Origin of the sequence: Buttiauxella sp. WJP83, assembly GCF_027594725.1 — a bacterium.
Taxonomy (GTDB): Bacteria; Pseudomonadota; Gammaproteobacteria; order Enterobacterales; family Enterobacteriaceae; genus Buttiauxella; species Buttiauxella selenatireducens.
Window position 1 is genome coordinate 4500525 of the sequence record NZ_CP110080.1, and the last position, 26437, is coordinate 4526961.

General features: G+C 51.0%; 19 protein-coding genes, 4 tRNA genes, 3 rRNA genes and 1 riboswitch. Of the genes, 6 read left to right on the top strand and 20 right to left on the bottom strand.

From position 1 onward, the window contains the following. The first annotated feature begins 63 nt into the window (after positions 1-63). Positions 64-345 carry a peptidylprolyl isomerase PpiC gene (gene ppiC, locus OH773_RS20790; RefSeq protein WP_139883115.1) on the top strand — a complete coding sequence of 94 codons (282 nt, stop codon included), beginning with the start codon at positions 64-66 and terminating at the stop codon, positions 343-345. 78 nt (positions 346-423) lie between these two features. Here the strand turns inward: ppiC and ilvC are convergent, their stop codons facing one another. Then, positions 424-1899: a ketol-acid reductoisomerase gene (gene ilvC, locus OH773_RS20795; protein ID WP_270141548.1), complete on the bottom strand. Its 1476-nt coding sequence runs from the start codon at positions 1897-1899 to the stop codon at positions 424-426. Between the two features lie 166 nt (positions 1900-2065). On the opposite strand from ilvC, the gene ilvY reads away from it, so the two are divergent. Next, positions 2066-2959 (top strand): HTH-type transcriptional activator IlvY, encoded by an 894-nt coding sequence (ilvY, locus tag OH773_RS20800; RefSeq protein ID WP_270141550.1) that lies wholly within the window; start codon positions 2066-2068, stop codon positions 2957-2959. On the opposite strand, the gene ilvA is transcribed toward ilvY, so the two are convergent. The 6 genes from ilvA to ilvL all read right to left on the bottom strand — a co-directional run bounded on the left by ilvA (position 2956) and on the right by ilvL (position 9507). Next, on the bottom strand, positions 2956-4500 hold the full coding sequence (gene ilvA, locus OH773_RS20805) for a threonine ammonia-lyase, biosynthetic (protein ID WP_270145992.1): 1545 nt from the start codon (positions 4498-4500) through the stop codon (positions 2956-2958). The two genes, ilvY and ilvA, sit on opposite strands and share 4 nt — an antisense overlap. A gap of 2 nt (positions 4501-4502) precedes the next feature. Beyond that, complete coding sequence (gene ilvD, locus OH773_RS20810) at positions 4503-6353, bottom strand: dihydroxy-acid dehydratase (protein ID WP_270141552.1); 1851 nt, start codon at positions 6351-6353, stop codon at positions 4503-4505. A gap of 63 nt (positions 6354-6416) precedes the next feature. After that, the gene (locus OH773_RS20815; protein WP_183273073.1) at positions 6417-7349 is read right to left on the bottom strand and encodes a branched-chain amino acid transaminase; all 933 of its coding nucleotides are present in this window, start codon (positions 7347-7349) and stop codon (positions 6417-6419) included. Between the two features lie 19 nt (positions 7350-7368). After that, positions 7369-7626, bottom strand: coding sequence for an acetolactate synthase 2 small subunit (gene ilvM, locus OH773_RS20820; protein ID WP_120066180.1), 258 nt, complete (start codon positions 7624-7626; stop codon positions 7369-7371). Further along, positions 7623-9269: an acetolactate synthase 2 catalytic subunit gene (ilvG, locus tag OH773_RS20825; RefSeq protein ID WP_270141557.1), complete on the bottom strand. Its 1647-nt coding sequence runs from the start codon at positions 9267-9269 to the stop codon at positions 7623-7625. Before ilvG ends, ilvM begins: the two co-directional genes overlap by 4 nt. Positions 9270-9408: 139 nt before the next feature. Beyond that, positions 9409-9507 (bottom strand): ilv operon leader peptide, encoded by a 99-nt coding sequence (ilvL, locus tag OH773_RS20830; RefSeq protein WP_072009493.1) that lies wholly within the window; start codon positions 9505-9507, stop codon positions 9409-9411. Positions 9508-9863: 356 nt separating this feature from the next. Here ilvL and OH773_RS20835 point away from each other — a divergent pair, with 356 nt between their 5' ends. After that, a complete protein-coding gene (locus OH773_RS20835) occupies positions 9864-11384 on the top strand; it encodes a YifB family Mg chelatase-like AAA ATPase (protein ID WP_270141561.1) in 1521 nt (506 codons plus the stop codon). A gap of 27 nt (positions 11385-11411) precedes the next feature. On the opposite strand, the gene OH773_RS20840 is transcribed toward OH773_RS20835, so the two are convergent. Next, entirely contained in the window at positions 11412-11750 is a 339-nt protein-coding gene (locus OH773_RS20840) for a DUF413 domain-containing protein (RefSeq protein ID WP_064541626.1), read from the bottom strand. 119 nt (positions 11751-11869) lie between these two features. Here OH773_RS20840 and hdfR point away from each other — a divergent pair, with 119 nt between their 5' ends. After that, a complete protein-coding gene (gene hdfR / locus OH773_RS20845) occupies positions 11870-12694 on the top strand; it encodes an HTH-type transcriptional regulator HdfR (protein ID WP_270141566.1) in 825 nt (274 codons plus the stop codon). An 80-nt stretch (positions 12695-12774) separates the two neighbouring features. On the opposite strand, the gene OH773_RS20850 is transcribed toward hdfR, so the two are convergent. The 9 genes from OH773_RS20850 to btuB all read right to left on the bottom strand — a co-directional run bounded on the left by OH773_RS20850 (position 12775) and on the right by btuB (position 21323). After that, a tRNA-Trp gene (locus OH773_RS20850) sits at positions 12775-12850 on the bottom strand. A gap of 55 nt (positions 12851-12905) precedes the next feature. Beyond that, a tRNA-Asp gene (locus OH773_RS20855) sits at positions 12906-12982 on the bottom strand. Positions 12983-13036: 54 nt separating this feature from the next. After that, positions 13037-13152: ribosomal RNA gene (gene rrf / locus OH773_RS20860) — 5S ribosomal RNA — on the bottom strand. Positions 13153-13262: 110 nt separating this feature from the next. After that, positions 13263-16172: ribosomal RNA gene (locus OH773_RS20865) — 23S ribosomal RNA — on the bottom strand. Between the two features lie 206 nt (positions 16173-16378). Beyond that, positions 16379-16454 (bottom strand) — tRNA-Ala (locus tag OH773_RS20870). 115 nt (positions 16455-16569) lie between these two features. Further along, a tRNA-Ile gene (locus OH773_RS20875) sits at positions 16570-16646 on the bottom strand. A 69-nt stretch (positions 16647-16715) separates the two neighbouring features. Next, positions 16716-18256: ribosomal RNA gene (locus tag OH773_RS20880) — 16S ribosomal RNA — on the bottom strand. Together the 16S, 23S and 5S rRNA genes with 4 tRNA genes alongside form the textbook arrangement of a ribosomal RNA operon. A gap of 384 nt (positions 18257-18640) precedes the next feature. Further along, positions 18641-19507, bottom strand: a complete 867-nt coding sequence (gene murI, locus OH773_RS20885) for a glutamate racemase (protein ID WP_270141568.1) — start codon at positions 19505-19507, stop codon at positions 18641-18643. Next, entirely contained in the window at positions 19452-21323 is a 1872-nt protein-coding gene (gene btuB / locus OH773_RS20890) for a TonB-dependent vitamin B12 receptor BtuB (RefSeq protein ID WP_270145994.1), read from the bottom strand. Before btuB ends, murI begins: the two co-directional genes overlap by 56 nt. A 70-nt stretch (positions 21324-21393) precedes the next feature. Then, a riboswitch (cobalamin riboswitch) is annotated at positions 21394-21585 on the bottom strand. Positions 21586-21694: 109 nt separating this feature from the next. On the opposite strand from btuB, the gene trmA reads away from it, so the two are divergent. After that, complete coding sequence (gene trmA, locus OH773_RS20895; RefSeq protein ID WP_270141570.1) at positions 21695-22795, top strand: tRNA (uridine(54)-C5)-methyltransferase TrmA; 1101 nt, start codon at positions 21695-21697, stop codon at positions 22793-22795. A 44-nt stretch (positions 22796-22839) separates the two neighbouring features. Here the strand turns inward: trmA and OH773_RS20900 are convergent, their stop codons facing one another. Both OH773_RS20900 and fabR read right to left on the bottom strand, forming a co-directional pair. Continuing rightward, a complete protein-coding gene (locus OH773_RS20900; protein WP_270141572.1) occupies positions 22840-23196 on the bottom strand; it encodes a YijD family membrane protein in 357 nt (118 codons plus the stop codon). 14 nt (positions 23197-23210) lie between these two features. After that, positions 23211-23852, bottom strand: coding sequence for an HTH-type transcriptional repressor FabR (fabR, locus tag OH773_RS20905; RefSeq protein WP_270145996.1), 642 nt, complete (start codon positions 23850-23852; stop codon positions 23211-23213). A 196-nt stretch (positions 23853-24048) separates the two neighbouring features. On the opposite strand from fabR, the gene sthA reads away from it, so the two are divergent. Then, positions 24049-25449, top strand: coding sequence for a Si-specific NAD(P)(+) transhydrogenase (gene sthA, locus OH773_RS20910; protein WP_270141574.1), 1401 nt, complete (start codon positions 24049-24051; stop codon positions 25447-25449). Here the strand turns inward: sthA and oxyR are convergent. Beyond that, positions 25423-26349 (bottom strand): DNA-binding transcriptional regulator OxyR, encoded by a 927-nt coding sequence (gene oxyR / locus OH773_RS20915; RefSeq protein ID WP_270141576.1) that lies wholly within the window; start codon positions 26347-26349, stop codon positions 25423-25425. The two genes, sthA and oxyR, sit on opposite strands and share 27 nt — an antisense overlap. Positions 26350-26437 lie beyond the last annotated feature (88 nt).

The following is a 26437-nucleotide window of genomic DNA, read 5'->3' on the forward strand; positions in this document are numbered from 1 at the left end:
AGGAGGGGAGAAAAAGAGCATGGTAGTATAACGAGCGTAATCAACATGACTCAAGGTACTATCATGGCAAAAACCGCGGCAGCATTGCATATCCTTGTTAAGGAAGAAAAACTGGCTCAGGAAATTTTGGCGCAGCTTCAGAATGGCGGCGACTTTGAGAAACTGGCTAAAAAGCATTCCACCTGCCCGTCAGGCAAAAAAGGCGGTCACTTAGGTGAATTCCGTCAGGGCCAGATGGTTCCGGCGTTCGATAAAGTGGTGTTCTCCTGCCCACTGCTCGAGCCAACAGGCCCGCTGCACACGCAGTTCGGTTATCACATCATCAAAGTGTTGTACCGGAACTAAATAACAAAGCCTTCTCAATGAGAAGGCTTTTAGTGTTTGCCCCCCTCTCCACGTGGGAGAGGGCATCAGGCGACTCGATTAACCCGCAACGGCGATGCGCTTCATATCTTTCATATATCCGCGCAGTGTATGACCAACGCTCTCAATCGCATGGCTACGAATCGCTTCATTCACGTCACGTAATTGCGCGTTATCAACAGCACCCGCTGGAATTTCTTTGCCCAGATCGCCCGCTTGCAGCGTAGTCATAAACTCTTTCAGCAATGGAACCGCTGCGTAAGAGAACAGATAGTTGCCGTACTCAGCGGTATCGGAGATAACCACGTTCATTTCGTACAGACGCTTACGAGCAATGGTGTTGGCAATCAGCGGCAGCTCGTGCAGTGATTCGTAGTAAGCCGACTCTTCGATGATGCCGGAATCCACCATGGTTTCGAATGCCAGCTCAACGCCTGCTTTCACCATGGCAATCATCAGAACGCCTTTATCGAAATATTCTTGCTCAGCGATTTTGCCATCAAACTGTGCAGCCGTTTCGAACGCGGTTTTGCCAGTCTCTTCACGCCAGGTCAGCAAGTTTTTATCGTCATTTGCCCAGTCAGCCATCATGCCGGAAGAGAATTCACCGGAGATGATGTCGTCCATATGTTTCTGGAACAGCGGAGCCATGATGGTTTTCAGTTGTTCAGACAGCGCATAAGCACGGAGTTTTGCCGGGTTGGACAGACGGTCCATCATCAGCGTAATTCCACCTTGTTTCAGCGCTTCGGTGATGGTTTCCCAGCCGAACTGAATCAGTTTTTCGGCGTATGCCGGATCGGTGCCCTCTTCCACCAGCTTATCGAAGCACAGCAGGGAACCAGCCTGCAGCATACCGCACAGAATAGTTTGCTCGCCCATCAGGTCTGATTTCACTTCAGCCACGAAGGAAGATTCCAGAACACCTGCGCGGTGGCCACCGGTTGCCGCAGCCCAGGCTTTGGCGATCGCCATACCTTCGCCTTTCGGATCGTTTTCTGGGTGAACCGCAATCAGCGTCGGCACGCCGAAACCACGTTTGTATTCTTCACGAACTTCAGTACCTGGGCATTTTGGCGCAACCATCACCACGGTGATGTCTTTACGAATTTGCTCGCCCACTTCAACCACGTTGAAACCGTGGGAGTAACCCAGTGCTGCGCCATCTTTCATCATTGGCTGAACAGCTTTAACTACCGCTGAGTGCTGTTTGTCTGGTGTCAGGTTTACGACCAGGTCAGCTTGCGGGATCAGATCTTCGTAAGTCCCAACTTTAAAACCATTTTCTGTCGCTTTACGCCAGGAAGCGCGTTTCTCAGCGATAGCTTCTGCACGCAGCGCATAGGCTACATCCAGTCCGGAATCACGCATGTTCAGGCCTTGGTTCAGGCCCTGTGCGCCACAACCGACGATGACGACTTTTTTGCCTTTGAGGTAGCTTGCTTCATCGGCGAATTCATCGCGCCCCATGAAACGACATTTACCCAGTTGCGCCAACTGCTGACGCAGGTTCAAAGTGTTGAAATAATTAGCCATCGTGGTGGTACTCCGTAGTCGTTGTGTTGTGCTTTTATAGGGTTCGCCAGCCGTGTCTTGCTTGCGATAATGAACTCACTATATGACAGGAAATGCGTTGCTTAAATTGATATATTAACAACGTGACGTTGCAATTTATGCAACGTGAAAACAAAGGCTGATAACCATGGATTTGCGCGATCTGAAAACGTTCCTTCATCTTGCGGAAAGTCGCCATTTCGGCAGAAGCGCACGTGCGATGCACGTGAGTCCCTCGACGCTATCGCGCCAGATTCAGCGCCTTGAAGACGATCTGGGTCAACCCTTGTTTTTACGAGATAACCGCACCGTTACGCTGACGGAAGCCGGAGAACAACTCAAACAGTTCGCCCAACATACCCTTTTACGATATCAGCAAATGCGCCACACCATCGGGCAGGAAGGGCCGTCGCTCACCGGGGAGCTACATCTTTTTTGCTCCGTCACCGCCGCGTACAGTCATTTACCCCCCATTCTTGATAGATTCCGCGCGGAGCACCCCAACGTGGAGATAAAACTGACCACGGGCGATGCCGCCGACGCCGTAGAAAAAGTGGATTCTGACGAGGCTGATATCGCTATTGCAGGTAAACCTGAGACATTGCCGCCAGGAATCGCTTTTTCCATTCTGGATAATTTGTCCGTGGCTCTCATCGCCCCGGCGTTACCCTGCCCGGTTCGTGCACAGGTAAATCTACCTGACCCAGACTGGGCAAAAGTTCCGTTTATTTTACCGGATCAAGGCCCGGTACGCCGCCGCATTGAGCTATGGTTCCGTCGCCAAAAAATCAGTAATCCGTTTATTTACGCGACTGTCGCGGGACATGAAGCAATGGTTTCGATGGTGGCATTGGGTTGCGGCGTGGCGTTGATTCCCGAAATCGTGCTGGAAAATAGCCCTGAGCCAGTACGCAACCGCGTGCAGATACTGGAACGCAGTGATGAAACCACGCCGTTCGAGCTTGGCGTTTGTGTACAAAAAAAGCGGCTCAATGAGCCGCTTGTTCATGCGTTCTGGAAGTTACTGCCCGGCAGTCACTAGCCCGCCAGGAAGAAACGGAACGCCGGATTGTTAGATTCGTCATGGCAATCGTAGCCCAGCTCGTTAAGCCGGGTTTCGAAATCAGGCTCGTTATCGCCCAGTTCGAATGCCGCCAGTACACGGCCATAATCCGTACCGTGGCTACGGTAGTGGAACAGCGAGATATTCCAGTGCGTCCCCAGCGTTTGCAGGAATTTCAGCAAAGCACCTGGTGATTCCGGGAATTCAAAACTGTACAGCCGCTCGCGCAATGGCTTAGACGGACGCCCACCCACCATGTAACGCACGTGTAGTTTCGCCATCTCGTCATCAGAAAGATCGACCACGCCGTAACCATTTTCGTTCAGCAGTGAGATAATCTCGTGTCGCTCTTCCACGCCGCGTGTCAGACGAACCCCCACGAAGATGCAGGCATCAGACGAGCTGGAGTAACGATAGTTAAACTCGGTGACCGAGCGCCCACCCAGCACCTGGCAGAATTTCAGGAAGCTGCCTTTCTGCTCTGGAATGGTGACGGCCAGCAATGCTTCACGCTGTTCGCCCAATTCGCAACGTTCAGACACGTAACGCAGACCGTGGAAATTGACATTGGCACCTGAAAGTACATGCGCAAGGCGCTCGCCACGGATCTGATGCTGCTGGATGTACTTCTTCATGCCCGCCAGCGCCAGAGCACCAGACGGCTCCGCAACAGCACGAACATCTTCGAACAAATCTTTCATAGCGGCGCAGATTGCATCGCTATCTACGGTGATGATGTCGTCGAGATATTCCTGGCACAGACGAAAAGTTTCATCGCCAATGCGCTTAACCGCTACGCCTTCAGCAAACAAACCCACACGCGCCAGATCAACCGGCTTGCCCGCATCCAATGCCGCTTTCAAACAGGCTGAATCTTCTGCTTCGACGGCAATCACTTTGATTTGTGGCATCAACTGCTTGATCAACACCGCAACACCCGCTGCCAAACCACCACCGCCAACGGGTACAAATACGCGATCGATATGCGCATCTTGTTGCAGCAGCTCAAGCGCCAGCGTGCCCTGCCCGGCAATCACTGCCGGATGGTCGAATGGAGGCACGTAAGTGAAACCCTGCTGTTGCGAAAGTTCGATGGCGCGAGCCTTCGCTTCATCAAAGTTTGCGCCATGCAGAAGCACTTCACCGCCAAACGCTCTGACAGCATCCACTTTGATATCCGCCGTGGTCACCGGCATGACGATTAAAGATTTAATGCCCAAACGCGTTGAAGAAAGCGCCACGCCCTGGGCGTGGTTGCCCGCCGATGCCGTAATCACGCCACTGGCTTTTTGCTCGCTATTCAGTCCAGCAATCATCGAATACGCGCCGCGCAGTTTAAAACTGTGCACCGGCTGGCGATCTTCACGTTTCACCAGAATGACGTTATCCAGACGTGACGACAGCTTTTCCATCTTCTGCAATGGCGTGACCTGCGCAACTTCGTAAACCGGAGCGCGCAGCACGGCTCGCAGATATTCCGCCCCGCAAGGGGCGTCTGGTAGCGGTTGTGATTCGGCCATCATTAGCCTCCAAGCTTACTTTTATCGCGCACCGCACCTTTATCAGCACTGGTGGCAAGCATGGCGTAAGCACGCAGAGCGAAGGAGACCAGGCGTTCACGCGCACGTGGAGTCCATGCCTGATCACCGAGAGCTTCTTGCGCTTCACGACGAGCTGCCATTTGTTGCTCGGACAGTTCCAGTTGGATACCACGAGACGGGATATCAATCGCAATCATGTCGCCATCTTTAATCAGTGCGATATTGCCGCCGCTTGCCGCTTCTGGAGAAACGTGGCCAATAGACAAACCAGACGTACCACCAGAGAAACGGCCATCAGTGATCAGAGCACAAGATTTTCCGAGGCCCATAGATTTCAGGAAAGTCGTTGGGTAGAGCATCTCTTGCATACCCGGCCCGCCTTTTGGCCCTTCGTAGCGAATGACGACGACGTCGCCTGCCACAACTTTTCCACCCAGGATGGCTTCAACCGCATCATCCTGGCTCTCGTAGACTTTTGCAGGGCCACGGAACACCAGGCTTTCATCGTCCACGCCTGCGGTTTTCACGATACAGCCGTTTTCCGCAAAGTTGCCGTATAACACGGCCAAACCACCTTCCTGGCTGTACGCATGCTCTTTGGAGCGGATACAACCTTCTTTACGATCTACGTCCAGAGAATCCCAACGGCAAGATTGTGAGAACGCCTTAGTAGTACGAATACCCGCCGGGCCCGCGGAGAACATGCTTTTCACGTTTTCGTCTTTGGTCAGCATGACGTCGTACTGTTCCAGCGTTTGCGGCAACGTCAGGCCCAGCACGTTTTTCACGTTGCGATGCAGTAAACCACCGCGATCAAGCTCACCAAGGATACCGATAACACCACCCGCGCGGTGCACGTCTTCCATATGGTATTTCTGGGTGCTCGGCGCGACTTTGCACAGTTGAGGCACTTTACGGGAAAGCTGGTCTATATCAGTCATCGTGAAGTCGATTTCAGCTTCCTGAGCAGCAGCCAGCAGGTGCAAAACAGTATTGGTTGAGCCGCCCATCGCGATGTCCAGCACCATAGCGTTCTCAAAGGCTTCTTTGCAGGCGATGTTACGCGGCAGCACGCTCTCGTCATCCTGCTCGTAATAGCGTTTGGTCAGAGAAACTATGCGTTTACCGGCATTGAGGAACAGATCTTTACGGTCAGAGTGGGTTGCCAACAGAGACCCGTTACCTGGCTGAGATAAGCCCAGCGCCTCGGTCAGACAGTTCATCGAGTTGGCGGTGAACATACCTGAACAAGAGCCGCAAGTTGGGCATGCGGAACGTTCAATCTGCTCGCTTTGCTCGTCACTGACCTTCGGGTCGGCGCCCTGAATCATCGCGTCAACCAAATCAAGTTTGATGATTTGATCAGACAGCTTGGTTTTCCCGGCTTCCATCGGGCCGCCAGAAACAAAAATAACCGGAATGTTCAGGCGCAAAGAGGCCATTAACATCCCTGGGGTGATTTTGTCGCAGTTGGAGATACACACCATCGCATCGGCACAGTGTGCGTTCACCATGTATTCCACAGAGTCGGCAATCAGCTCGCGTGACGGCAGAGAATAAAGCATGCCGCCGTGTCCCATGGCGATACCGTCATCAACGGCAATGGTATTGAATTCTTTAGCCACGCCACCGGAGGCTTCGATTTGTTCGGCAACCAGTTTTCCCAAATCGCGCAGGTGTACGTGGCCTGGTACGAATTGGGTAAAGGAGTTTACTACCGCAATAATTGGCTTGCCGAAATCGGCATCAGTCATCCCAGTTGCGCGCCACAGAGCGCGGGCACCCGCCATATTACGGCCATGGGTGGTGGTGGCTGAACGGTACTTAGGCATGCTTATTTACTCCCGTCTGTCTGAGAGCGGACGGTCTATCGCCATCCGCTTGATTATCATTTTTTACTGCGGGTTTACTGGATCTAACCAGCCCCATTTATCTTCAGTCTCACCCGTAAACAGGCCAAAGAATGCCTGTTGAATGCGTTTGGTGACCGGGCCGCAACGACCTTCGCCCACCTGAATACCATCAACGCTACGAACTGGCGTGATTTCTGCCGCTGTACCGGACATAAACACTTCATCCGCCAGGTAGAGTGATTCGCGAGACAGCACTTGTTCGCGCACTTCGATACCCATATCTTTCGCCAGTTTAATGATGGCGTCGCGTGTAATGCCCGGCAGCGCGGAAGAGGTAAACGGAGGGGTAAACAGAATGCCATCTTTCACTTCAAACAGGTTTTCGCCCGCACCTTCGGAGATGTAACCGTTCACGTCGAGCGCAATCCCTTCCTGATAACCATGGCGGCGCGCTTCGCTGCCAACCAACAAGGAAGAAAGATAGTTACCCCCTGCTTTCGCAGCGGTAGGAATGGTGTTTGGCGCAACACGGTTCCAGGAGGAGACCATCGCGTCGATCCCTTGATCCAGTGCTTCGGCACCCAGGTAGGCGCCCCATGGGAAGGCGGCGATGATCACATCAGTGGTGTATCCGTCTGGCGGGTTCACGCCCATACCGACATCACCAACAAACACTAACGGGCGGATGTACGCGCTGGTCAGATTGTTTTTGCGAATAACGGCGCGGCAAGCTTCCATCAGCTCATCAACGCTTTGCGATACAGGGAAACGATAGATTTTTGCTGAATCACGCAGACGCTGCATGTGTTCGCGATGGCGGAACACCACTGGACCAATGTGAGATTCGTAGCAACGGATGCCTTCAAATACCGATGTCCCGTAATGCAGTGCGTGAGACATTACATGAACCTTTGCCTCGCCCCACGGCGTCATCTCACCATTGAACCAGATGTAATCAGCTTTCTTCGTTGTCATTATTCTCTTCCTTCTACGCTCAGGCGCGGATTTGTTGTGTTGTTTGTTGCTGGATTTCGACGCGGCCCACGTCAACCAGTTTGCTTAATTGACTAAACAGTAATTCGACTGGACGCAGGCTGGCAACGGTCAATTCAATATTAATATCGTCGGTATTCCCCTGCGTGACCATGTTCATAGAACACACCTGAAAACCGCGGTGACGCACGACGCGTAACACGCGCTCCAGAGTTTCCGGGCGAAAACGGGCCGTTACTGCGAGCTGATGTTGCATCATGATAATTTCTCCAGCATTTGTGAGTTACTGGCACCGGGTGGTACCAACGGCCAGACGTTTTCGTACTCATCAATTGAGACGTGAAGCATGTACGGGCCATCGCAATTGAGCATGGTGTCGATGGCGGCTTCGACCTGGTCTTTACGGGTAATGTGAAGGCCAGGGATACCGAAGGCGCTGGCCAGCATGAGGAAATCGGGGTTATCAGAGAGGTTGGTTTCGCTGTAACGTTCGGAGAAAAACATCTGCTGCCACTGGCGAACCATCCCTAAACGTTGGTTATCCAGTAAAACGATTTTCAACGGCAGCTGTTTTCGTTTTACGGTGCCCAACTCCTGAACATTCATCATGAAGGAGCCGTCACCGGAGATACAGATTACCGTATCGTTCGGCCGGGCTACTTGCGCCCCTACTGCCGCCGGTAACCCAAAGCCCATCGTCCCTAACCCACTCGACGTGATGAAGTTTTCCGGTCGAGTAAAGGACATATGTTGAGCCGTCCACATTTGGTGCTGGCCCACATCGGTGGTCACCACGCAGTCTTGTGGTTTACGGTCGGAGATTTGCTTGAGCAGCAACGGAGCAAAAATAGCTTCACCTGGATGATCGTAACGCCACGGGTTTTCGGCACGTAAGTTCGCGACTTCCTGCTGCCACTCAGTGATATCCAGAGGTTGTTGCAGAGCCTGCAATAACTGAGTCAAATCACCCTGTAATCCGACATGCGCCTGGCGCAACTTACTCAGTTCTGCCGGATCGATATCCATATGAATCACTTCAGCGTGTGGGGCAAAGGTATTCAGTTTCCCGGTTACGCGGTCGTCAAAACGTGCGCCAACTGCAATCAGCAAGTCACACTCTTGTACGGCAAGATTTGCCGCTTTGGTACCATGCATCCCTAACATTCCGGTATAAAACGGATGGTCTGCCGGAACCGCCCCCAAACCTTTCAGTGTGACTGTTGAAGGCATGTTGGTGACCGCGATGAATTCACGCAATGCCGGAACCGCCTGAGCCATACCAACGCCACCACCAACATACAGCATCGGTTTGCGAGCATTGGCAATCATTTCGAAGGCCTGGTTCAGTTCTGCGCGTGGCATTTCAACATCATCTGCAACTGTTGATAACCAGGGCTCCAGGTCGCCTTGCGCTAACTGAATGTCTTTTGGAATATCCACCAAAACGGGGCCAGGACGGCCAGAGTTAGCTATTTCAAAAGCTTCTGCGAGAACGCGGGGTAAATCATCAAAAGATTCAACGAGGAAACTGTGTTTGGTGCAGGCGAGTGATAATCCTAAAACATCGACTTCCTGAAAAGCGTCAGTACCAATAAATGGGGCTGCAACCTGTCCGGTGATGGCAACGACTGGAACGGAGTCTAATAACGCATCAGCAAGACCAGTGATTAAATTGGTAGCGCCTGGCCCGGAAGTTGCGATGCAAACACCTGTTTTTCCAGTAGAACGAGCATAACCAATCGCTGCCATGGCAGCGCCCTGTTCGTGACGGCAGAGCAAATGTTCTACGCCACCGTCATACAACGCATCGTAGACTGGCATGATTGCGCCGCCCGGATAGCCGAATACAGTCTCTACCCCTTGCGCTCGCAACGCATGTACCACCCACTGTGCACCATTCATAGTTAGTTCCCCGTCTCATTATCGGAGAAACAGAATTTTATTCTGTAACGCATCATCTGTTCCTCTCCGAATTTCTTTGCCCAACAAAAAACCCCCGGACCTTTCGGTGCGGGGGTTCTTTTCGATTCAGGCTTGATTTTTAAGCCTTTCTTTCTCCAAGTGCAGCCCCGCACGGTGGGATAATAATCACCACCACGCTAATCACGACTAGGCTAATCACTTGTAGAAGGGCTTTCATATTTGTATGTTCTGACAACTTGTTCGAAGTAATGCCTACAGAGTTATCACAGGCTCAACCAGATGCACAAGATTTTTTTATGGTTTGCGAAAGACCTTAAAAATAAACTGACAGAAAACCTATTTGTTTTCAGCAGATAACACGATAGTGAAAATATTTCACGCAGAGCAAACTCTTATTCCTTTTCCAAAAACTCCCTCAATAAATAAATCTTTTGCGATACACATCGCAGAATAGTTTTCAAAATAAGATGTCTCGGTCGAAAGTCTGGAAGGCTTTTCGAGAAATAGCAATTCACCTCTTTTGACGGCCTCTGCTAACTGCCAGGATGAAAATTCATCCCAGAGGAATCAACTATGTCACTGGCAGTTGTTAATACAAGGGCAGCTTTAGGCATCGCCGCACCACTGGTCACCGTAGAAGTTCATATCAGCCAGGGATTGCCAGGCTTAACTCTGGTTGGTTTGCCGGAAACAACCGTCCGTGAAGCTCGGGACAGGGTACGAAGTGCCATCATAAATAGTGGTTACACTTTTCCAGCCCGTAAAATAACCATAAATCTCGCGCCAGCAGATCTTCCCAAAGATGGTGGCAGGTATGACTTACCCATCGCGCTAGCGCTGCTGGCAGCGTCTGAGCAACTCTCAACCGATAAGTTGAGTCAATATGAGTTCGTTGGAGAACTCGCGCTTACCGGTGCGTTACGTGGCGTCCCTGGCGCGATTTCGTCTGCCATGGAGGCTTTAAAATCAGGGAAGAAGATTGTTGTTGCAGATGAAAACGCTGCGGAACTTGGCCTAATAGAGCAGGCAGGTTGCCTTACTGCGAGCCATCTCACTGAGGTATGTGCATTTCTGGAAGGCAAAGGTGAATTGCCTGCACCAGAAAAACTGCAGCATCAGCAGATTGAGCATCGACAAGATCTCAATGAAATCTTTGGCCAGTCCCAAGGGAAGCGAGCGCTGGAAATCACAGCTGCGGGTGGGCACAACCTCTTGCTCATTGGGCCACCAGGTACGGGCAAAACCATGTTAGTCAGCCGTCTGACAACGCTGCTCCCTCCATTAAACGACAACGAAGCATTGGAGAGTGCGGCCATTCTCAGCCTGGTCAATCCACATACGCTACAGCAGCAGTGGCGTCTGCGGCCATTCAGAGCGCCTCACCATAGTGCTTCACTGACCGCCATGGTTGGCGGAGGTTCGATTCCCCTGCCCGGTGAAATATCGTTGGCACACAACGGAGTCCTGTTTCTTGATGAACTTCCGGAATTTGAACGTCGTGTGCTTGATGCATTACGTGAGCCTATAGAATCGGGGGAAATTCATATCTCTCGTACCCGGGCCAAAATCAGTTATCCGGCAAATTTCCAATTACTCGCAGCAATGAATCCCAGCCCGACAGGACATTATCAGGGAAAGCATAATCGCTGCACTCCCGAGCAAACATTACGCTACCTCAGTCGTCTTTCAGGCCCCTTTCTCGACCGCTTTGATTTATCGGTTGAGATCCCCCTTCCTCCTTCCGGCATGCTAAGCAATCCTGTTCTGAGCAGTGAAAGCAGCAGCGATGTAAGAGCTCGGGTAATCGCCACACAGCAGCGGCAATATATTCGCCAACAAAAGCTAAACGCTAGACTGGATAACCATGAGATTCGCAAACATTGTGTCATTGAGCACAGTGATGCTATTTGGTTGGAAGCAACGCTGTTAAAACTGGGATTATCAGTTCGCGCATGGCATCGATTATTAAAAGTTGCGCGAACGATCGCAGATATTCAGGAGTGCGAGAAGATAAAGCGGGAACATCTTTTGGAGGCGCTAAGCTATCGCGCAATCGACCGCTTGCTGATTCACTTACAGCAGCTTATTGGATAAAAAATGGGGCCTTAGCCCCATTTTTAATTAATCATCACTGTCGGTGTAGTCTTCAACAGCGTCCGCCTGTGGTTTTCCACCGGAGAGAGTATGGAAACGCTTAGGACGCTTGATTCGCGTCATATACTTGCTCCACACACGCTCAGCTTCTGTCACTGGCTCACGTTCGCCACGGCACACAGCAACAAACAGAACTTCTTCTTCAGTACCAGGTTCACGTTTGCCAAGATCCAACTCATTGAACGCATAACCATGACGTTCTAACAGTTGGGCTTCTTTGATGGTGAAATCACCATGGCGAGCGAACCCGCGCGGATAATGTTTATTGTCGAAAAACCGATTAGTCGTCGTAAAGCTTTCCGCCATCCTGCACGCTCCTAATTCTCTTGGTCGAGCTATTTATGGCGCGGAGTATTAGTTACGCTTGACAGAGCGTCAAACAAAACATTTAAATCATAACGACAAAATTTTTTTGGGAGTGAGTCGTGGATACTGAATTACTAAAAACGTTCCTCGAAGTAAGCAGAACTCGTCATTTTGGGCGAGCTGCGGAGGCTCTTTATCTAACACAATCAGCCGTTAGCTTCAGAATTCGGCAATTAGAGAATCAGCTCGGTGTAAATCTTTTTACTCGCCATCGTAATAATATTCGTCTTACTACGGCTGGTGAACGTTTACTGCCTTATGCAGAAAATCTCATGAATATTTGGCTTGCTGCCAAGAAAGAGGTTTCCCACACATCTCAGCACAATGAACTCACGATTGGTGCCAGTGCATCACTTTGGGAATGCATGCTCTCAGAGTGGCTAGTGACGCTCTATCAACAGCATAAAGACATGCAATTTGAAGCTCGTATTTCCCAACGACAGTCGTTGGTGAAGCAGCTACATGAGCGGCAGCTTGATCTGCTGATCACAACTGAGTCACCTAAAATGGACGAATTTTCGAGCCAGTTATTGGGACATTTCAACCTGGCGCTATTTTCCGCCTCTGCGCAAAACTCTAAGGAAGGATTGACGTATTTACGTCTGGAATGGGGTCCTGATTTCCAGCAGCATGAAGCGGGGCTCATCAGCAATGATGATATTCCCGTTTTGACGACCAGCTCAGCTCAAATTGCTTGTAAGTTATTACCACAGCTCAATGGATGTTCATTTTTGCCTGTGGAATGGGCTAAAAATCGCGAAGGAATTTATCAGGTACCGGATACAACTGCGCTTTCGCGTCCACTGTATGCAATCTGGTTACAAAATAGCGATAAACAAAACATAATCAAAGAGTTATTAAAGACACCACTCATGGCGCAGTAATGCGCTTTTGTAGTTTCTTGGAGGGAGGTTGGGGAATTTGGACAAAAAAAAATCCTTTGCCGAAGCAAAGGATCATTATATGGCAGGGGCGGAGAGACTCGAACTCGCGACACCCGGTTTTGGAGACCGGTGCTCTACCAACTGAGCTACGCCCCTAAATAACGCTTATTATTAAGCCCGCTAATTTAGCAGGCATAATATTTTTAATAAGTGGCGGAACGGACGGGACTCGAACCCGCGACCCCCTGCGTGACAGGCAGGTATTCTAACCGACTGAACTACCGCTCCACCGAATTTCTTGTCACTACCGAATTTTACTTCGGTTTACTTCCTGAATTTGGAGCCTGGCAGTTCCCTACTCTCGCATGGGGAGACCCCACACTACCATCGGCGCTACGGCGTTTCACTTCTGAGTTCGGCATGGGGTCAGGTGGGACCACCGCGCTACTGCCGCCAGGCATATTCTGTTTTCATCAACCGTCACAGTGTTACCTGTAACCATCGACTTAAAATCTTGGAATTAAGCTGAAAATTGTCTGTCTCTTCACCAAAACACCTTCGGTGTTGTAAGGTTAAGCCTCACGGATCATTAGTACTGGTTAGCTCAACGTATCGCTACGCTTACACACCCAGCCTATCAACGTCGTAGTCTTCAACGTTCCTTCAGGAGACTCAGGGTCTCAGGGAGAATTCATCTCGGGGCAAGTTTCGCGCTTAGATGCTTTCAGCGCTTATCTTTTCCGCATTTAGCTACCGGGCAATGCCATTGGCATGACAACCCGAACACCAGTGATGCGTCCACTCCGGTCCTCTCGTACTAGGAGCAGCCCCCCTCAATTCTCCAGCGCCCACGGCAGATAGGGACCGAACTGTCTCACGACGTTCTAAACCCAGCTCGCGTACCACTTTAAATGGCGAACAGCCATACCCTTGGGACCTACTTCAGCCCCAGGATGTGATGAGCCGACATCGAGGTGCCAAACACCGCCGTCGATATGAACTCTTGGGCGGTATCAGCCTGTTATCCCCGGAGTACCTTTTATCCGTTGAGCGATGGCCCTTCCATTCAGAACCACCGGATCACTAAGACCTGCTTTCGCACCTGCTCGAGCCGTCACTCTCGCAGTCAAGCTAGCTTATGCCTTTGCACTAACCTCACGATGTCCGACCGTGATTAGCTAACCTTCGTGCTCCTCCGTTACGCTTTAGGAGGAGACCGCCCCAGTCAAACTACCCACCAGACACTGTCCGCAACCCGGATCACGGGTCTACGTTAGAACATCAAACATTAAAGGGTGGTATTTCAAGGTTGGCTCCACGCAGACTGGCGTCCACGCTTCAAAGCCTCCCACCTATCCTACACATCAAGGCTCAATGTTCAGTGTCAAGCTATAGTAAAGGTTCACGGGGTCTTTCCGTCTTGCCGCGGGTACACTGCATCTTCACAGCGATTTCAATTTCACTGAGTCTCGGGTGGAGACAGCCTGGCCATCATTACGCCATTCGTGCAGGTCGGAACTTACCCGACAAGGAATTTCGCTACCTTAGGACCGTTATAGTTACGGCCGCCGTTTACCGGGGCTTCGATCAAGAGCTTCTCCTTACGGATAACCCCATCAATTAACCTTCCGGCACCGGGCAGGCGTCACACCGTATACGTCCACTTTCGTGTTTGCACAGTGCTGTGTTTTTAATAAACAGTTGCAGCCAGCTGGTATCTTCGACTGCCTTCAGCTCCATCCGCAAGGGACTTCACCTACCGACAGCGTGCCTTCTCCCGAAGTTACGGCACCATTTTGCCTAGTTTCCTTCACCCGAGTTCTCTCAAGCGCCTTGGTATTCTCTACCTGACCACCTGTGTCGGTTTGGGGTACGATTTGATGTTACCTGATGCTTAGAGGCTTTTCCTGGAAGCAGGGCATTTGTTACTTCAGCACCGTAGTGCCTCGTCATCACACCTCAGCGTTAACAGAAGTCCGGATTTACCTAAACTTCCCGCCTACATGCTTAAACCGGGACAACCGTCGCCCGGCTAACATAGCCTTCTCCGTCCCCCCTTCGCAGTAACACCGAGTACAGGAATATTAACCTGTTTCCCATCGACTACGCCTTTCGGCCTCGCCTTAGGGGTCGACTCACCCTGCCCCGATTAACGTTGGACAGGAACCCTTGGTCTTCCGGCGAGCGGGCTTTTCACCCGCTTTATCGTTACTTATGTCAGCATTCGCACTTCTGATACCTCCACCAGACCTCACAGTCCAGCTTCAACGGCTTACAGAAACGCTCCCCTACCCAACAACGCATAAGCGTCGCTGCCGCAGCTTCGGTGCATGGTTTAGCCCCGTTACATCTTCCGCGCAGGCCGACTCGACCAGTGAGCTATTACGCTTTCTTTAAATGATGGCTGCTTCTAAGCCAACATCCTGGCTGTCTGTGCCTTCCCACATCGTTTCCCACTTAACCATGACTTTGGGACCTTAGCTGGCGGTCTGGGTTGTTTCCCTCTTCACGACGGACGTTAGCACCCGCCGTGTGTCTCCCGTGATAACATTCTTCGGTATTCGTAGTTTGCATCGGGTTGGTAAGCCGGGATGGCCCCCTAGCCGAAACAGTGCTCTACCCCCGAAGATGAGTTCACGAGGCGCTACCTAAATAGCTTTCGGGGAGAACCAGCTATCTCCCGGTTTGATTGGCCTTTCACCCCCAGCCACAAGTCATCCGCTAATTTTTCAACATTAGTCGGTTCGGTCCTCCAGTTAGTGTTACCCAACCTTCAACCTGCCCATGGCTAGATCACCGGGTTTCGGGTCTATACCCTGCAACTTAACGCCCAGTTAAGACTCGGTTTCCCTGCGGCTCCCCTATACGGTTAACCTTGCTACAGAATATAAGTCGCTGACCCATTATACAAAAGGTACGCAGTCACCCCATAAAAGAGGCTCCCACTGCTTGTACGTACACGGTTTCAGGTTCTGTTTCACTCCCCTCGCCGGGGTTCTTTTCGCCTTTCCCTCACGGTACTGGTTCACTATCGGTCAGTCAGGAGTATTTAGCCTTGGAGGATGGTCCCCCCATATTCAGACAGGATACCACGTGTCCCGCCCTACTCTTCGAGTTCACAGCAAGTGCATTTTTGTGTACGGGAGTATCACCCTGTACCCTGCGACTTTCCAGACGCTTCCACTAATGCACAAACTGATTCAGACTCTGGGCTGCTCCCCGTTCGCTCGCCGCTACTGGGGGAATCTCGGTTGATTTCTTTTCCTCGGGGTACTTAGATGTTTCAGTTCCCCCGGTTCGCTTCGTTAAGCTATGTATTCACTTAACGATAGTGCAACGAATTGCACTGGGTTTCCCCATTCGGAAATCGTCGGTTATAACGGTTCATATCACCTTACCGACGCTTATCGCAGATTAGCACGTCCTTCATCGCCTCTGACTGCCAGGGCATCCACCGTGTACGCTTAGTCGCTTAACCTCACAACCCGAAGATGTCTCGTGAGACACAATCGAGGTTGCGAAAATTTGAGAGACTCGAACACACCGATACATCCTTTCTTATTACGGAGAAAGGAAACAGTGTGTCGTTTCAATTTTCAGCTTGTTCCAGATTTTTAAAGAGCAAATACTTCTCAGCACACTGTTAAACAGTACACTTAGAAGTATTGAGCGAGCATGAAATAATGGTGGAGCTAAGCGGGATCGAACCGCTGACCTCCTGCGTGCAAGGCAGGCGCTCTCCCAGCTGAGCTATAGCCCCATCGATTTCGTAAAACCTTTTGATTTACCGTGAATACTTCACTGTTCAAGGCGCAACTTCGCGACGCATAATGAATTATGCGAGCCGGAGGTGCAACGCAGAACAGGGGAGGATTTGGTAGGCCTGAGTGGACTTGAACCACCGACCTCACCCTTATCAGGGGTGCGCTCTAACCACCTGAGCTACAAGCCTATAAGGTTTTACTGCTCGTTTTCTATCAGACAATCTGTGTGAGCACTACGCAAGTTCGTATCTATTAGGTAAGGAGGTGATCCAACCGCAGGTTCCCCTACGGTTACCTTGTTACGACTTCACCCCAGTCATGAATCACAAAGTGGTAAGCGCCCTCCCGAAGGTTAAGCTACCTACTTCTTTTGCAACCCACTCCCATGGTGTGACGGGCGGTGTGTACAAGGCCCGGGAACGTATTCACCGTAGCATTCTGATCTACGATTACTAGCGATTCCGACTTCACGGAGTCGAGTTGCAGACTCCGATCCGGACTACGACGCACTTTATGAGGTCCGCTTGCTCTCGCGAGGTCGCTTCTCTTTGTATGCGCCATTGTAGCACGTGTGTAGCCCTACTCGTAAGGGCCATGATGACTTGACGTCATCCCCACCTTCCTCCAGTTTATCACTGGCAGTCTCCTTTGAGTTCCCGGCCGAACCGCTGGCAACAAAGGATAAGGGTTGCGCTCGTTGCGGGACTTAACCCAACATTTCACAACACGAGCTGACGACAGCCATGCAGCACCTGTCTCAGAGTTCCCGAAGGCACCAAGCCATCTCTGGCGAGTTTCTCTTGATGTCAAGAGTAGGTAAGGTTCTTCGCGTTGCATCGAATTAAACCACATGCTCCACCGCTTGTGCGGGCCCCCGTCAATTCATTTGAGTTTTAACCTTGCGGCCGTACTCCCCAGGCGGTCGACTTAACGCGTTAGCTCCGGAAGCCACTCCTCAAGGGAACAACCTCCAAGTCGACATCGTTTACGGCGTGGACTACCAGGGTATCTAATCCTGTTTGCTCCCCACGCTTTCGCACCTGAGCGTCAGTCTTTGTCCAGGGGGCCGCCTTCGCCACCGGTATTCCTCCAGATCTCTACGCATTTCACCGCTACACCTGGAATTCTACCCCCCTCTACAAGACTCTAGCTTGCCAGTTTCGAATGCAGTTCCCAGGTTGAGCCCGGGGATTTCACATCCGACTTGACAAACCGCCTGCGTGCGCTTTACGCCCAGTAATTCCGATTAACGCTTGCACCCTCCGTATTACCGCGGCTGCTGGCACGGAGTTAGCCGGTGCTTCTTCTGCGAGTAACGTCAATCACTGTGGTTATTAACCACAATGCCTTCCTCCTCGCTGAAAGTACTTTACAACCCGAAGGCCTTCTTCATACACGCGGCATGGCTGCATCAGGCTTGCGCCCATTGTGCAATATTCCCCACTGCTGCCTCCCGTAGGAGTCTGGACCGTGTCTCAGTTCCAGTGTGGCTGGTCATCCTCTCAGACCAGCTAGGGATCGTCGCCTAGGTGAGCCATTACCTCACCTACTAGCTAATCCCATCTGGGCACATCTGATGGCATGAGGCCCGAAGGTCCCCCACTTTGGTCCGAAGACGTTATGCGGTATTAGCTACCGTTTCCAGTAGTTATCCCCCTCCATCAGGCAGTTTCCCAGACATTACTCACCCGTCCGCCGCTCGTCACCCAGGAGCAAGCTCCCTGTGCTACCGCTCGACTTGCATGTGTTAGGCCTGCCGCCAGCGTTCAATCTGAGCCATGATCAAACTCTTCAATTAAAAGCTTGATTTGCTTCAACTCGTGAAGCGGTGCTCAAAAATTAACTTTCGTAATAATTCAACTAAATGAATTACTGCTTGGTCACTCTTCAAGACTTGATATTTTTTTGATACCCGAAGGTATCTGAGATATCAATCCTGCGAGTGCCCACACAGATTGTCTGATAAATTGTTAAAGAGCAGTGAGTTACGCGCTTTCGCTTGCTAACTCGAGGTGGCGTATATTACGCTTTCCTCTTTCAGAGTCAAGCGTTTATTTTCGCTTTTCGTCTGACTGACGGGCCGGTTTGTAAGCCGTTGTGCCGTGTCAGTGGAGGCGCAGTATAGGGATTTTCTGGAAGCTGACAACCCCTATTTTCAATTTTTATTTCAACCGTCGATTTTTTATTCAAAATCGTCGCAAACAGCCAGTTTTTCTAGCCTTGGGAAGCCATAACGCTGCAAAACGGGTGCTAATTGTGCAATCTCAGGAGTTAGCCCCATGCAGAATGCAATATTCTCATCCGCAGATGTTGCATTCGGAGATTCATGCTCCAGCAGCCATACCGTACGGCGAGCAATCGCAGCACCTGAATCTATCAACCTGGTGCCTTCAGGAAGAACTTGTAGCAACTCTTCTTCTAATAGAGGGAAATGGGTGCAACCTAATACGACAGTATCTGGCGGCTCCTTCATTCGTAGCCATGGGCGAAGAATCTTGCGCAGTTCTTCAAGGTCCACAGGCTGACCGTGTAACTTGGCCTCTGCTAATTCCACCAGCTCTGCCGAGCCGAGCATTTCGATTCTGCATTCCGAAGCAAAACGCGCGACCAGCTCATGAGTATAAGGGCGGCGAACCGTACCGCGAGTCGCCAGTAAGCCCACAACACCATTGGTCGTCAGACGGGCAGCAGGTTTAATCGCAGGAACGACACCAACAACCGGGAAAGCGAACTTTTCACGAAGAGCGGGAAGCGAAACGGTACTCGCCGTATTACAGGCGATGATGGCGAGCGCGAGTGGATAACGTTCCTGAACAGCGGTAACAATTTCCAATACGCGTTCAACAATGAACTCTTCGCTTTTCTCACCGTAGGGAAATGCTACGTTATCGAAAGCATAGATATAGTGCAGGTCAGGCAGAAGTTGCCGGACTTCATCATACACAGAGAGCCCACCGACACCGGAGTCAAAAACCAGTACGGTGGGACGTGTATTAGAAGGTATAGCTGCCAGAGAGGTAGTATTCCCGTCCTGGGGTTTGATAGCCATAAACCGTCTCGTAATCTTTATCGAACAGGTTGGCGATTCTACCACGAACGGTTAACTGAGAGGTGACTGGATATGAAGCCGCTACATCAACTGTGCTGTAACTCGGCAAAATTTGCTGAGTAGGGTTATAAGCAGAGGTGTTGTTGTCATAGCGTTTTCCGTAATACTGCCATGCCACATCCATATCTACGTTAAACATCGTCCAGTCGAGCTGGTACTTTGCCTGGCGCTTGGCGCGACGAGCCAGCACTTCATCATTCTGGTCATCACGCGGATCCATATACTGCAGCGTTAGCTTGTGGGTAAAGATGCCAGTATCAACGCTCCCGGTCCATTCAATCCCTTTGATGGTTGCAGACTTGATGTTGTCATAAGACCCATCATAAGTAACCGGATCGGAATAGTAGGTAATCAGGTTTTCAATCGTGTAGTGATAAGCCGACAGACGCCAGTCCACCGGTCCGGTCAAACCTTCAAGCCCTGCTTCCCATTGTTTAGATTCTTCTGGTTTCAGATTCGGGTTTGAGTCGATACCAAAGCGTGTCGAGCCATACTGTTGTCCGAGTGATGGCGCAAGGAACCCTGTACCGTAAGAGATCGTTGCGCGATATCCTTCAACGAACTGCCAACCCGCGGCAGTCTGCCATGTGCCGTGCCAGCCGAATTGTTCGTCATTATCTTCACGACCAGAGGCTTCTAAGGTTACGTCACCAAACTGCTGCTGCCCACTAAGGTACACGCCCGTGTTATCGCGTTTATAGCTATCAGACATCACAGTATCAGAGGATGTCAGACGCTGTTGCTGCCAGTCCACCCCAGCACTGATTGAGCCATTCCCAACAAGGAAGTTGTTACCCCATTGGATGTTGCTCTGGGTCATGCGGTCAAGTGTCGTACCATCGTTATAGCGGCCAAACTCACTGCTATAGTTGTAGTCCTTCACTTTTTGATAGCTCGCCAACAACTGCGTGGAATAGATTCCAGAATGGAAACGCAGGCCAGCATCATAATTCTGGTTATAGAGTTGATGCTCATCGGCGCTATACGCTGGTGAATAAGGAGGAGCACCTAAATCATAATCGCTGTTGTTGGTGTAACCGTAGGTACGGAAGAAACCATCAAACTCTTCGCTAAATTTGTGCTCAAGGCCCGCCCAATAGCTTTTGCTACGGTAGCCATCGCTGTCGTTATCACCGCTATAAGTCGAGTGTGGCTGAACGTTGAAACCGTTGGTGGATTCATACGCACCAGAGATTGTCGCTACTGTATCGCCAAAACGTTTACGCAACGTTCCATCATATTGTTGATAGCTATTCGAACCGACACCTGCATTGATCTGCGATTTCTCTTCATCGCTCTGGGTAATGATGTTCACCACACCGCCAATCGCACCGGAACCATAAACGGCGGAACGCGGGCCACGAATGTATTCCACTCGCTGCACTAAAGAGATAGGGATTTGGCTGATATCTGAAGAATTAGAAATGCCAGGGCGCGCAAGCGGAACGCCATCCACCAGCACTAATACATGGCTGGCGCTCGTCCCGCGAACAAACATGGAGGAGCTCTGCCCCAGACCACCGTACTGCACAATATCGACACCCGGTAAACGGCGCATCACATCATTAAGTGATTTTGCCTGCCATTGGTCGATCTCTTCCCGGGTGACAATATCAGTTGGAGCCAGAACAGTATTCACCGGTTGCTGAAAACGGTTAGCCGTTACCACCAGGGTTTCGTCAGAATTGCTGTCTTGCGCCCAGCCTGAAAAAGCCGTTACGGACAGAGCCGTAAGCAGCGAAAGGTTTTTTACCATCATTTTTAATAAGCATCCGCTTTCCAATAAGGATGCCGCAGACATAACCGATAGCACGCGATAGTTATGCAGATTGCGACGTATACCGGCAGGTCTTCGGGCTTGGAGGCGTATTACTTCCGGATGATGACTTCCCACTTAGTTAAGCAGTGTCTGCATATTGCGCTCATCCCACTCTTCCTTACCGCTGCGCGTCAGCCCCAGAATTACACTGGGTTCCCTTTTAACTCATAAAAAAGAGGCCGGAATCTCTATGCTACGATTTTGTTAACAAGTTTGTCTAGAAACATCAAAATGCAACAGCACTGGACATCACGTACCTATTCCCTACAATCGCCGCGTAGTTTGACTTCATTAACAGGTATGAGCTCATGACCCCCGAACATCTCCCAATTGAACAGTACGACGCGCAACTGGCCGAAAAAGTCGCCCGCTTGCAAAGCATGATGGCCCCTTTTACGGCACCCGCGCCGGAGGTGTTTCGCTCGCCGGTCAGCCATTACCGGATGCGTGCCGAATTCCGTATCTGGCACGATGAAGACGACCTGTATCACATCATGTTTGACCAGCAAACCAAACAGCGTATTCGGGTCAATAGCTTCCCTGCTGCCAGTACGCTTATCAATGCGCTGATGCCTGCGATGCTCGACGGAGTTCGTGACATCCCAGCCCTGCGCCACAAACTTTTCCAGATCGATTATCTGACCACAATGAGCAACCAGGCGGTTGTTTCGCTGCTTTACCATCGCAAGCTTGGTGAAGAGTGGCAGCAGCATGCCCAGGCGCTGCGCGATAATCTACGCGCGCAGGGTTTCAACGTTCATTTGATTGGCCGCGCCACCAAAACCAAGATTGAACTGGATCAGGACTTCATTGATGAACGCTTAACCGTTGCCGGTAAAGAGATGATTTATCGCCAGGTTGAGAACAGCTTTACTCAGCCTAACGCGGCGATGAATGTTCATATGCTGGAATGGGCGCTGGATGCGACTCAAGGTTCAAAAGGCGATCTGTTGGAATTGTACTGCGGTAACGGCAACTTCTCGCTGGCCCTGGCACGTAATTTCAGTCAAGTGTTAGCGACGGAAATTGCCAAGCCTTCTGTTGCTGCGGCGCAATACAACATTGCCGCTAACCAAATCGATAACGTGCAAATTATCCGCATGGCCGCAGAAGAGTTTACTCAAGCGATGAATGGCGTACGCGAGTTTAACCGCCTGAAAGGCATCGATCTGAAAAGCTATCAGTGCGAAACCATTTTTGTCGACCCACCTCGCAGTGGCCTGGATGCCGACACAGTGAAAATGGTTCAGGCGTATCCGCGCATCCTCTATATATCCTGCAACCCGCAAACCCTTTGCGAGAACCTGGAAACATTGAGCGAAACCCATAACGTGTCACGCCTGGCGCTATTCGACCAATTCCCGTATACGCACCATATGGAATGCGGCGTGTGGTTAACGCGCAAATAGCAAAACGGACGCCTCGGCGTCCGTTTTTGTTTCTTCCAGCGTGATTATTCAGTCACCTGCGTTTTACGAGCGCGGACTTTAAAACCAATCCAGAACAACAGAGCAACTGAAAGCACAGCTGGCAAGAAGTTAGAGCCGATCGCCGGATATTCAGCGCGCACAACAGCGCTATACAGCAACACACCCAACACGAAACACGCGGCGGCAATAGTTGGCAAACCAACCGGCATCGTGCGGTTTTGGTAGCGTTGATGCAAACAATACACGGTCAGCACCAGCGCAATAATAGGGAAAATGGAAAATGGCACGACCGAGCTAAACACCGCGGCAAACGTACCGTTTATCGACAAGCCAGCGATAAACGCTAACCCGAGCGTACCTCTCTCTTGTAACTGTTTCATAGCTCTTCCTTCACTCACTCTTCGGATAAATGAGCCAATGCCACTTTTTCTTGCTCCCGGCGATACCAGTAATACGCACCTTTAGAAATCATGCGCAGCTGAAGCACCAGTCGCTCTTCAAGCTGACGACGCTGATCGGCATCAACGTCCAACGCTTCGGCACCAGCACTAAATACAATTGTTACCATCGCTTCCGCCTGCGCCTCGGTAAAGCTGCGCGGCATGCGGTTTTCGAGTTCCAGATAGTCAGCAAGTTCCGCAATAAAGTGCTGAATTTCACGTGCGACGGCAGCACGGAAAGCAGCTGACGTTCCAGAACGCTCACGCAACAGTAAACGGAACGCGTTGGGATTATTACCGATAAATTCCATAAATGTTGAGACGGAAGTACGAATTACGCTTCCGCCTTTAGCAATTCGTTGGCGAGCCTGGCGCATTAACTGGCGCAGCATCAGGCCGCTCTCGTCGACCATCGTCAGCCCAAGTTCATCAACGTCACGGAAATGGCGATAAAACGATGTTGGCGCAATACCAGCCTCACGAGCGACCTCGCGCAAACTCAGGCTGGCAAAACTCCGTTCAGCACTTAACTGGCTAAACGCGGCTTCTACCAGAGAACGCCTGGTTCTTTCTTTTTGTTGCGCTCTTACACCCATCATATTGCCTGAATCTCTTAAATCGAAACCGCACTATACCAGAGATTAACTTAACTGGTTTTATACGGGATCGTGAATGATTGTTTACGCGAGCTTCCTCGCGTTACGTAGCAAAAAGCACAACGACAATTGGGTTATCTCGGCGTTGATGTTACCATCGTGTTGCTTTTATGTATAAGAACAGGTAAGCCTTACCATGTCACACACCTACGATTATGACGCAATAGTAATTGGTTCCGGTCCTGGCGGCGAAGGCGCTGCAATGGGGCTGGTGAAACTTGGAGCAAGGGTAGCCGTCGTCGAGCGCTACCATAATGTGGGCGGCGGTTGTACCCACTGGGGAACCATCCCCTCGAAAGCCCTCCGCCACGCAGTCAGCCGCATTATCGAATTTAATCAAAACCCGTTATACAGCGACCACACTCATCTTCTCCGTTCTTCTTTCGCCGATATTCTTAATCACGCCGACAGCGTTATTAACCAACAAACACGCATGCGTCAGAGCTTCTATGAGCGCAACCACTGTGAGATGTTGCAGGGCGATGCACGTTTTGTCGATGAGCACACCATTTCACTGGAATGCCACGACGGTTCAGTGGAATTGATCACCGCTGAGAAATTCTTGATAGCTTGCGGCTCACGGCCTTATCGTCCATCAGAAGTTGATTTCAGCCATCCCCGCGTGTACGACAGCGACTCCATTCTCAATCTGCACCATGAACCGCGCCACGTCATTATTTATGGTGCTGGGGTGATTGGTTGCGAATATGCGTCAATTTTCCGAGGCATGAATGTCAAAGTGGATTTGATTAACACCCGCGATCGCCTGCTGGCATTCCTCGATCAAGAGATGTCCGATTCGCTCTCTTACCACTTCTGGAATAGCGGCGTCGTCATTCGCCACAACGAAGAGTTCGAGAAGATTGAAGGCGTGGAAGATGGCGTCATTGTCTCGCTGAAATCAGGCAAAAAAGTGAAAGCTGATTGCCTGCTATATGCCAACGGACGTACCGGTAATACCGATTCATTGTCGCTGGAAAATGTCGGTCTGGAAGCGGATGGTCGTGGTCTGTTGAAGGTCAACAGCATGTACCAGACAGCCCAGCCGCATATTTATGCCGTGGGCGATGTGATTGGCTACCCAAGCCTGGCTTCAGCCGCATACGATCAAGGTCGAATAGCTGCGCAAGCGATGGTCAAAGGTGAAGCTACCGCGCATCTGATTGAAGATATTCCAACTGGTATTTACACCATTCCAGAAATCAGTTCCGTCGGGAAAACTGAGCAACAGCTGACCTCGATGAAAGTGCCATACGAAGTGGGCCGTGCGCAGTTTAAGCACCTGGCTCGTGCGCAAATTGTTGGAATGAACGTGGGTACGCTAAAAATTCTCTTCCATCGCGAGACGAAAGAGATTTTAGGTATTCACTGCTTCGGTGAGCGTGCGGCTGAAATTATTCACATCGGCCAGGCGATTATGGAGCAGAAAGGTGGCGGTAACACGATCGAATACTTTGTTAACACCACCTTCAACTACCCGACTATGGCGGAAGCCTATCGGGTTGCGGCACTAAACGGTCTGAACCGCTTGTTTTAACGCTGGCTCAAAATGGCCATCCATATGTGTACGGATGGCCTCTGCGAGCTGCTCATAGCGACCACGCAGCGGAGAACCCGGACGATAAACCAGGCCGATAGTACGGCGCGGTTCTGGTTTATAACACGGCAGATAGACGACACCATCGCGCTCGCGCTCATTCGGCACAGCCAGTGCGGGTAACAAGGTAATTCCGCTCCCTGCCGCAACCATGTTACGCAGCGTTTCAAGGCTGGTTGCACGGAAATGCGTATCTTCATCGGCGCCCGCTTCAAAGCAGAAACCCAGAGCCTGATCGCGCAGGCAATGCCCATCTTCCAGCATTAAAAGCTTTTCACCCGCAAGATCCGACAACGGCACACGATCGCGCTCTGCCCATGGATGATCCTGGTAAATCGCCAACTTCATCGGCTCGTCGAATAACGGTACTTCGATAAACGCTTCACTCTCTTTCACCAGAGCCAGAATCGCACAATCAAGCTTGCCGCTATCAAGTTGCGCGAGCAGTTGATGGGTTTGCGCTTCGTGAAGGTACATTTCTAGTTTGGGGAAGGTTTTATGCAGCATCGGGATAATCTGCGGTAACAGATAAGGCCCAACGGTTGGGATCAACCCAATGTGCAACGGCCCCGACATCGCTTCGCCTTGTTGGCTCGCCATCTCTTTCAGGACTTTCACTTCGCGCAGCACTGTACGGGCCTGATCCACTAACAGTAAACCCGCTTGCGTGAACAAGACTTTTCGGCTGGTGCGCTCAAGCAGCATGACACCGAGTTCATCTTCAAGCTTACGAATCTGGCCGCTCAGCGTTGGCTGACTGACATGGCAGGCATCCGCTGCCCGACGAAAGTGGCGATGTTCAGACAACGCCACCAGATATTCAAGATCACGAATATTCATTCTCTATCCTCCGTCGCCATGATAGCCCATGGCGATAGAAATCATAGCAACGAACGATTATCCCTATCAACCATTGATGGTAAATAAT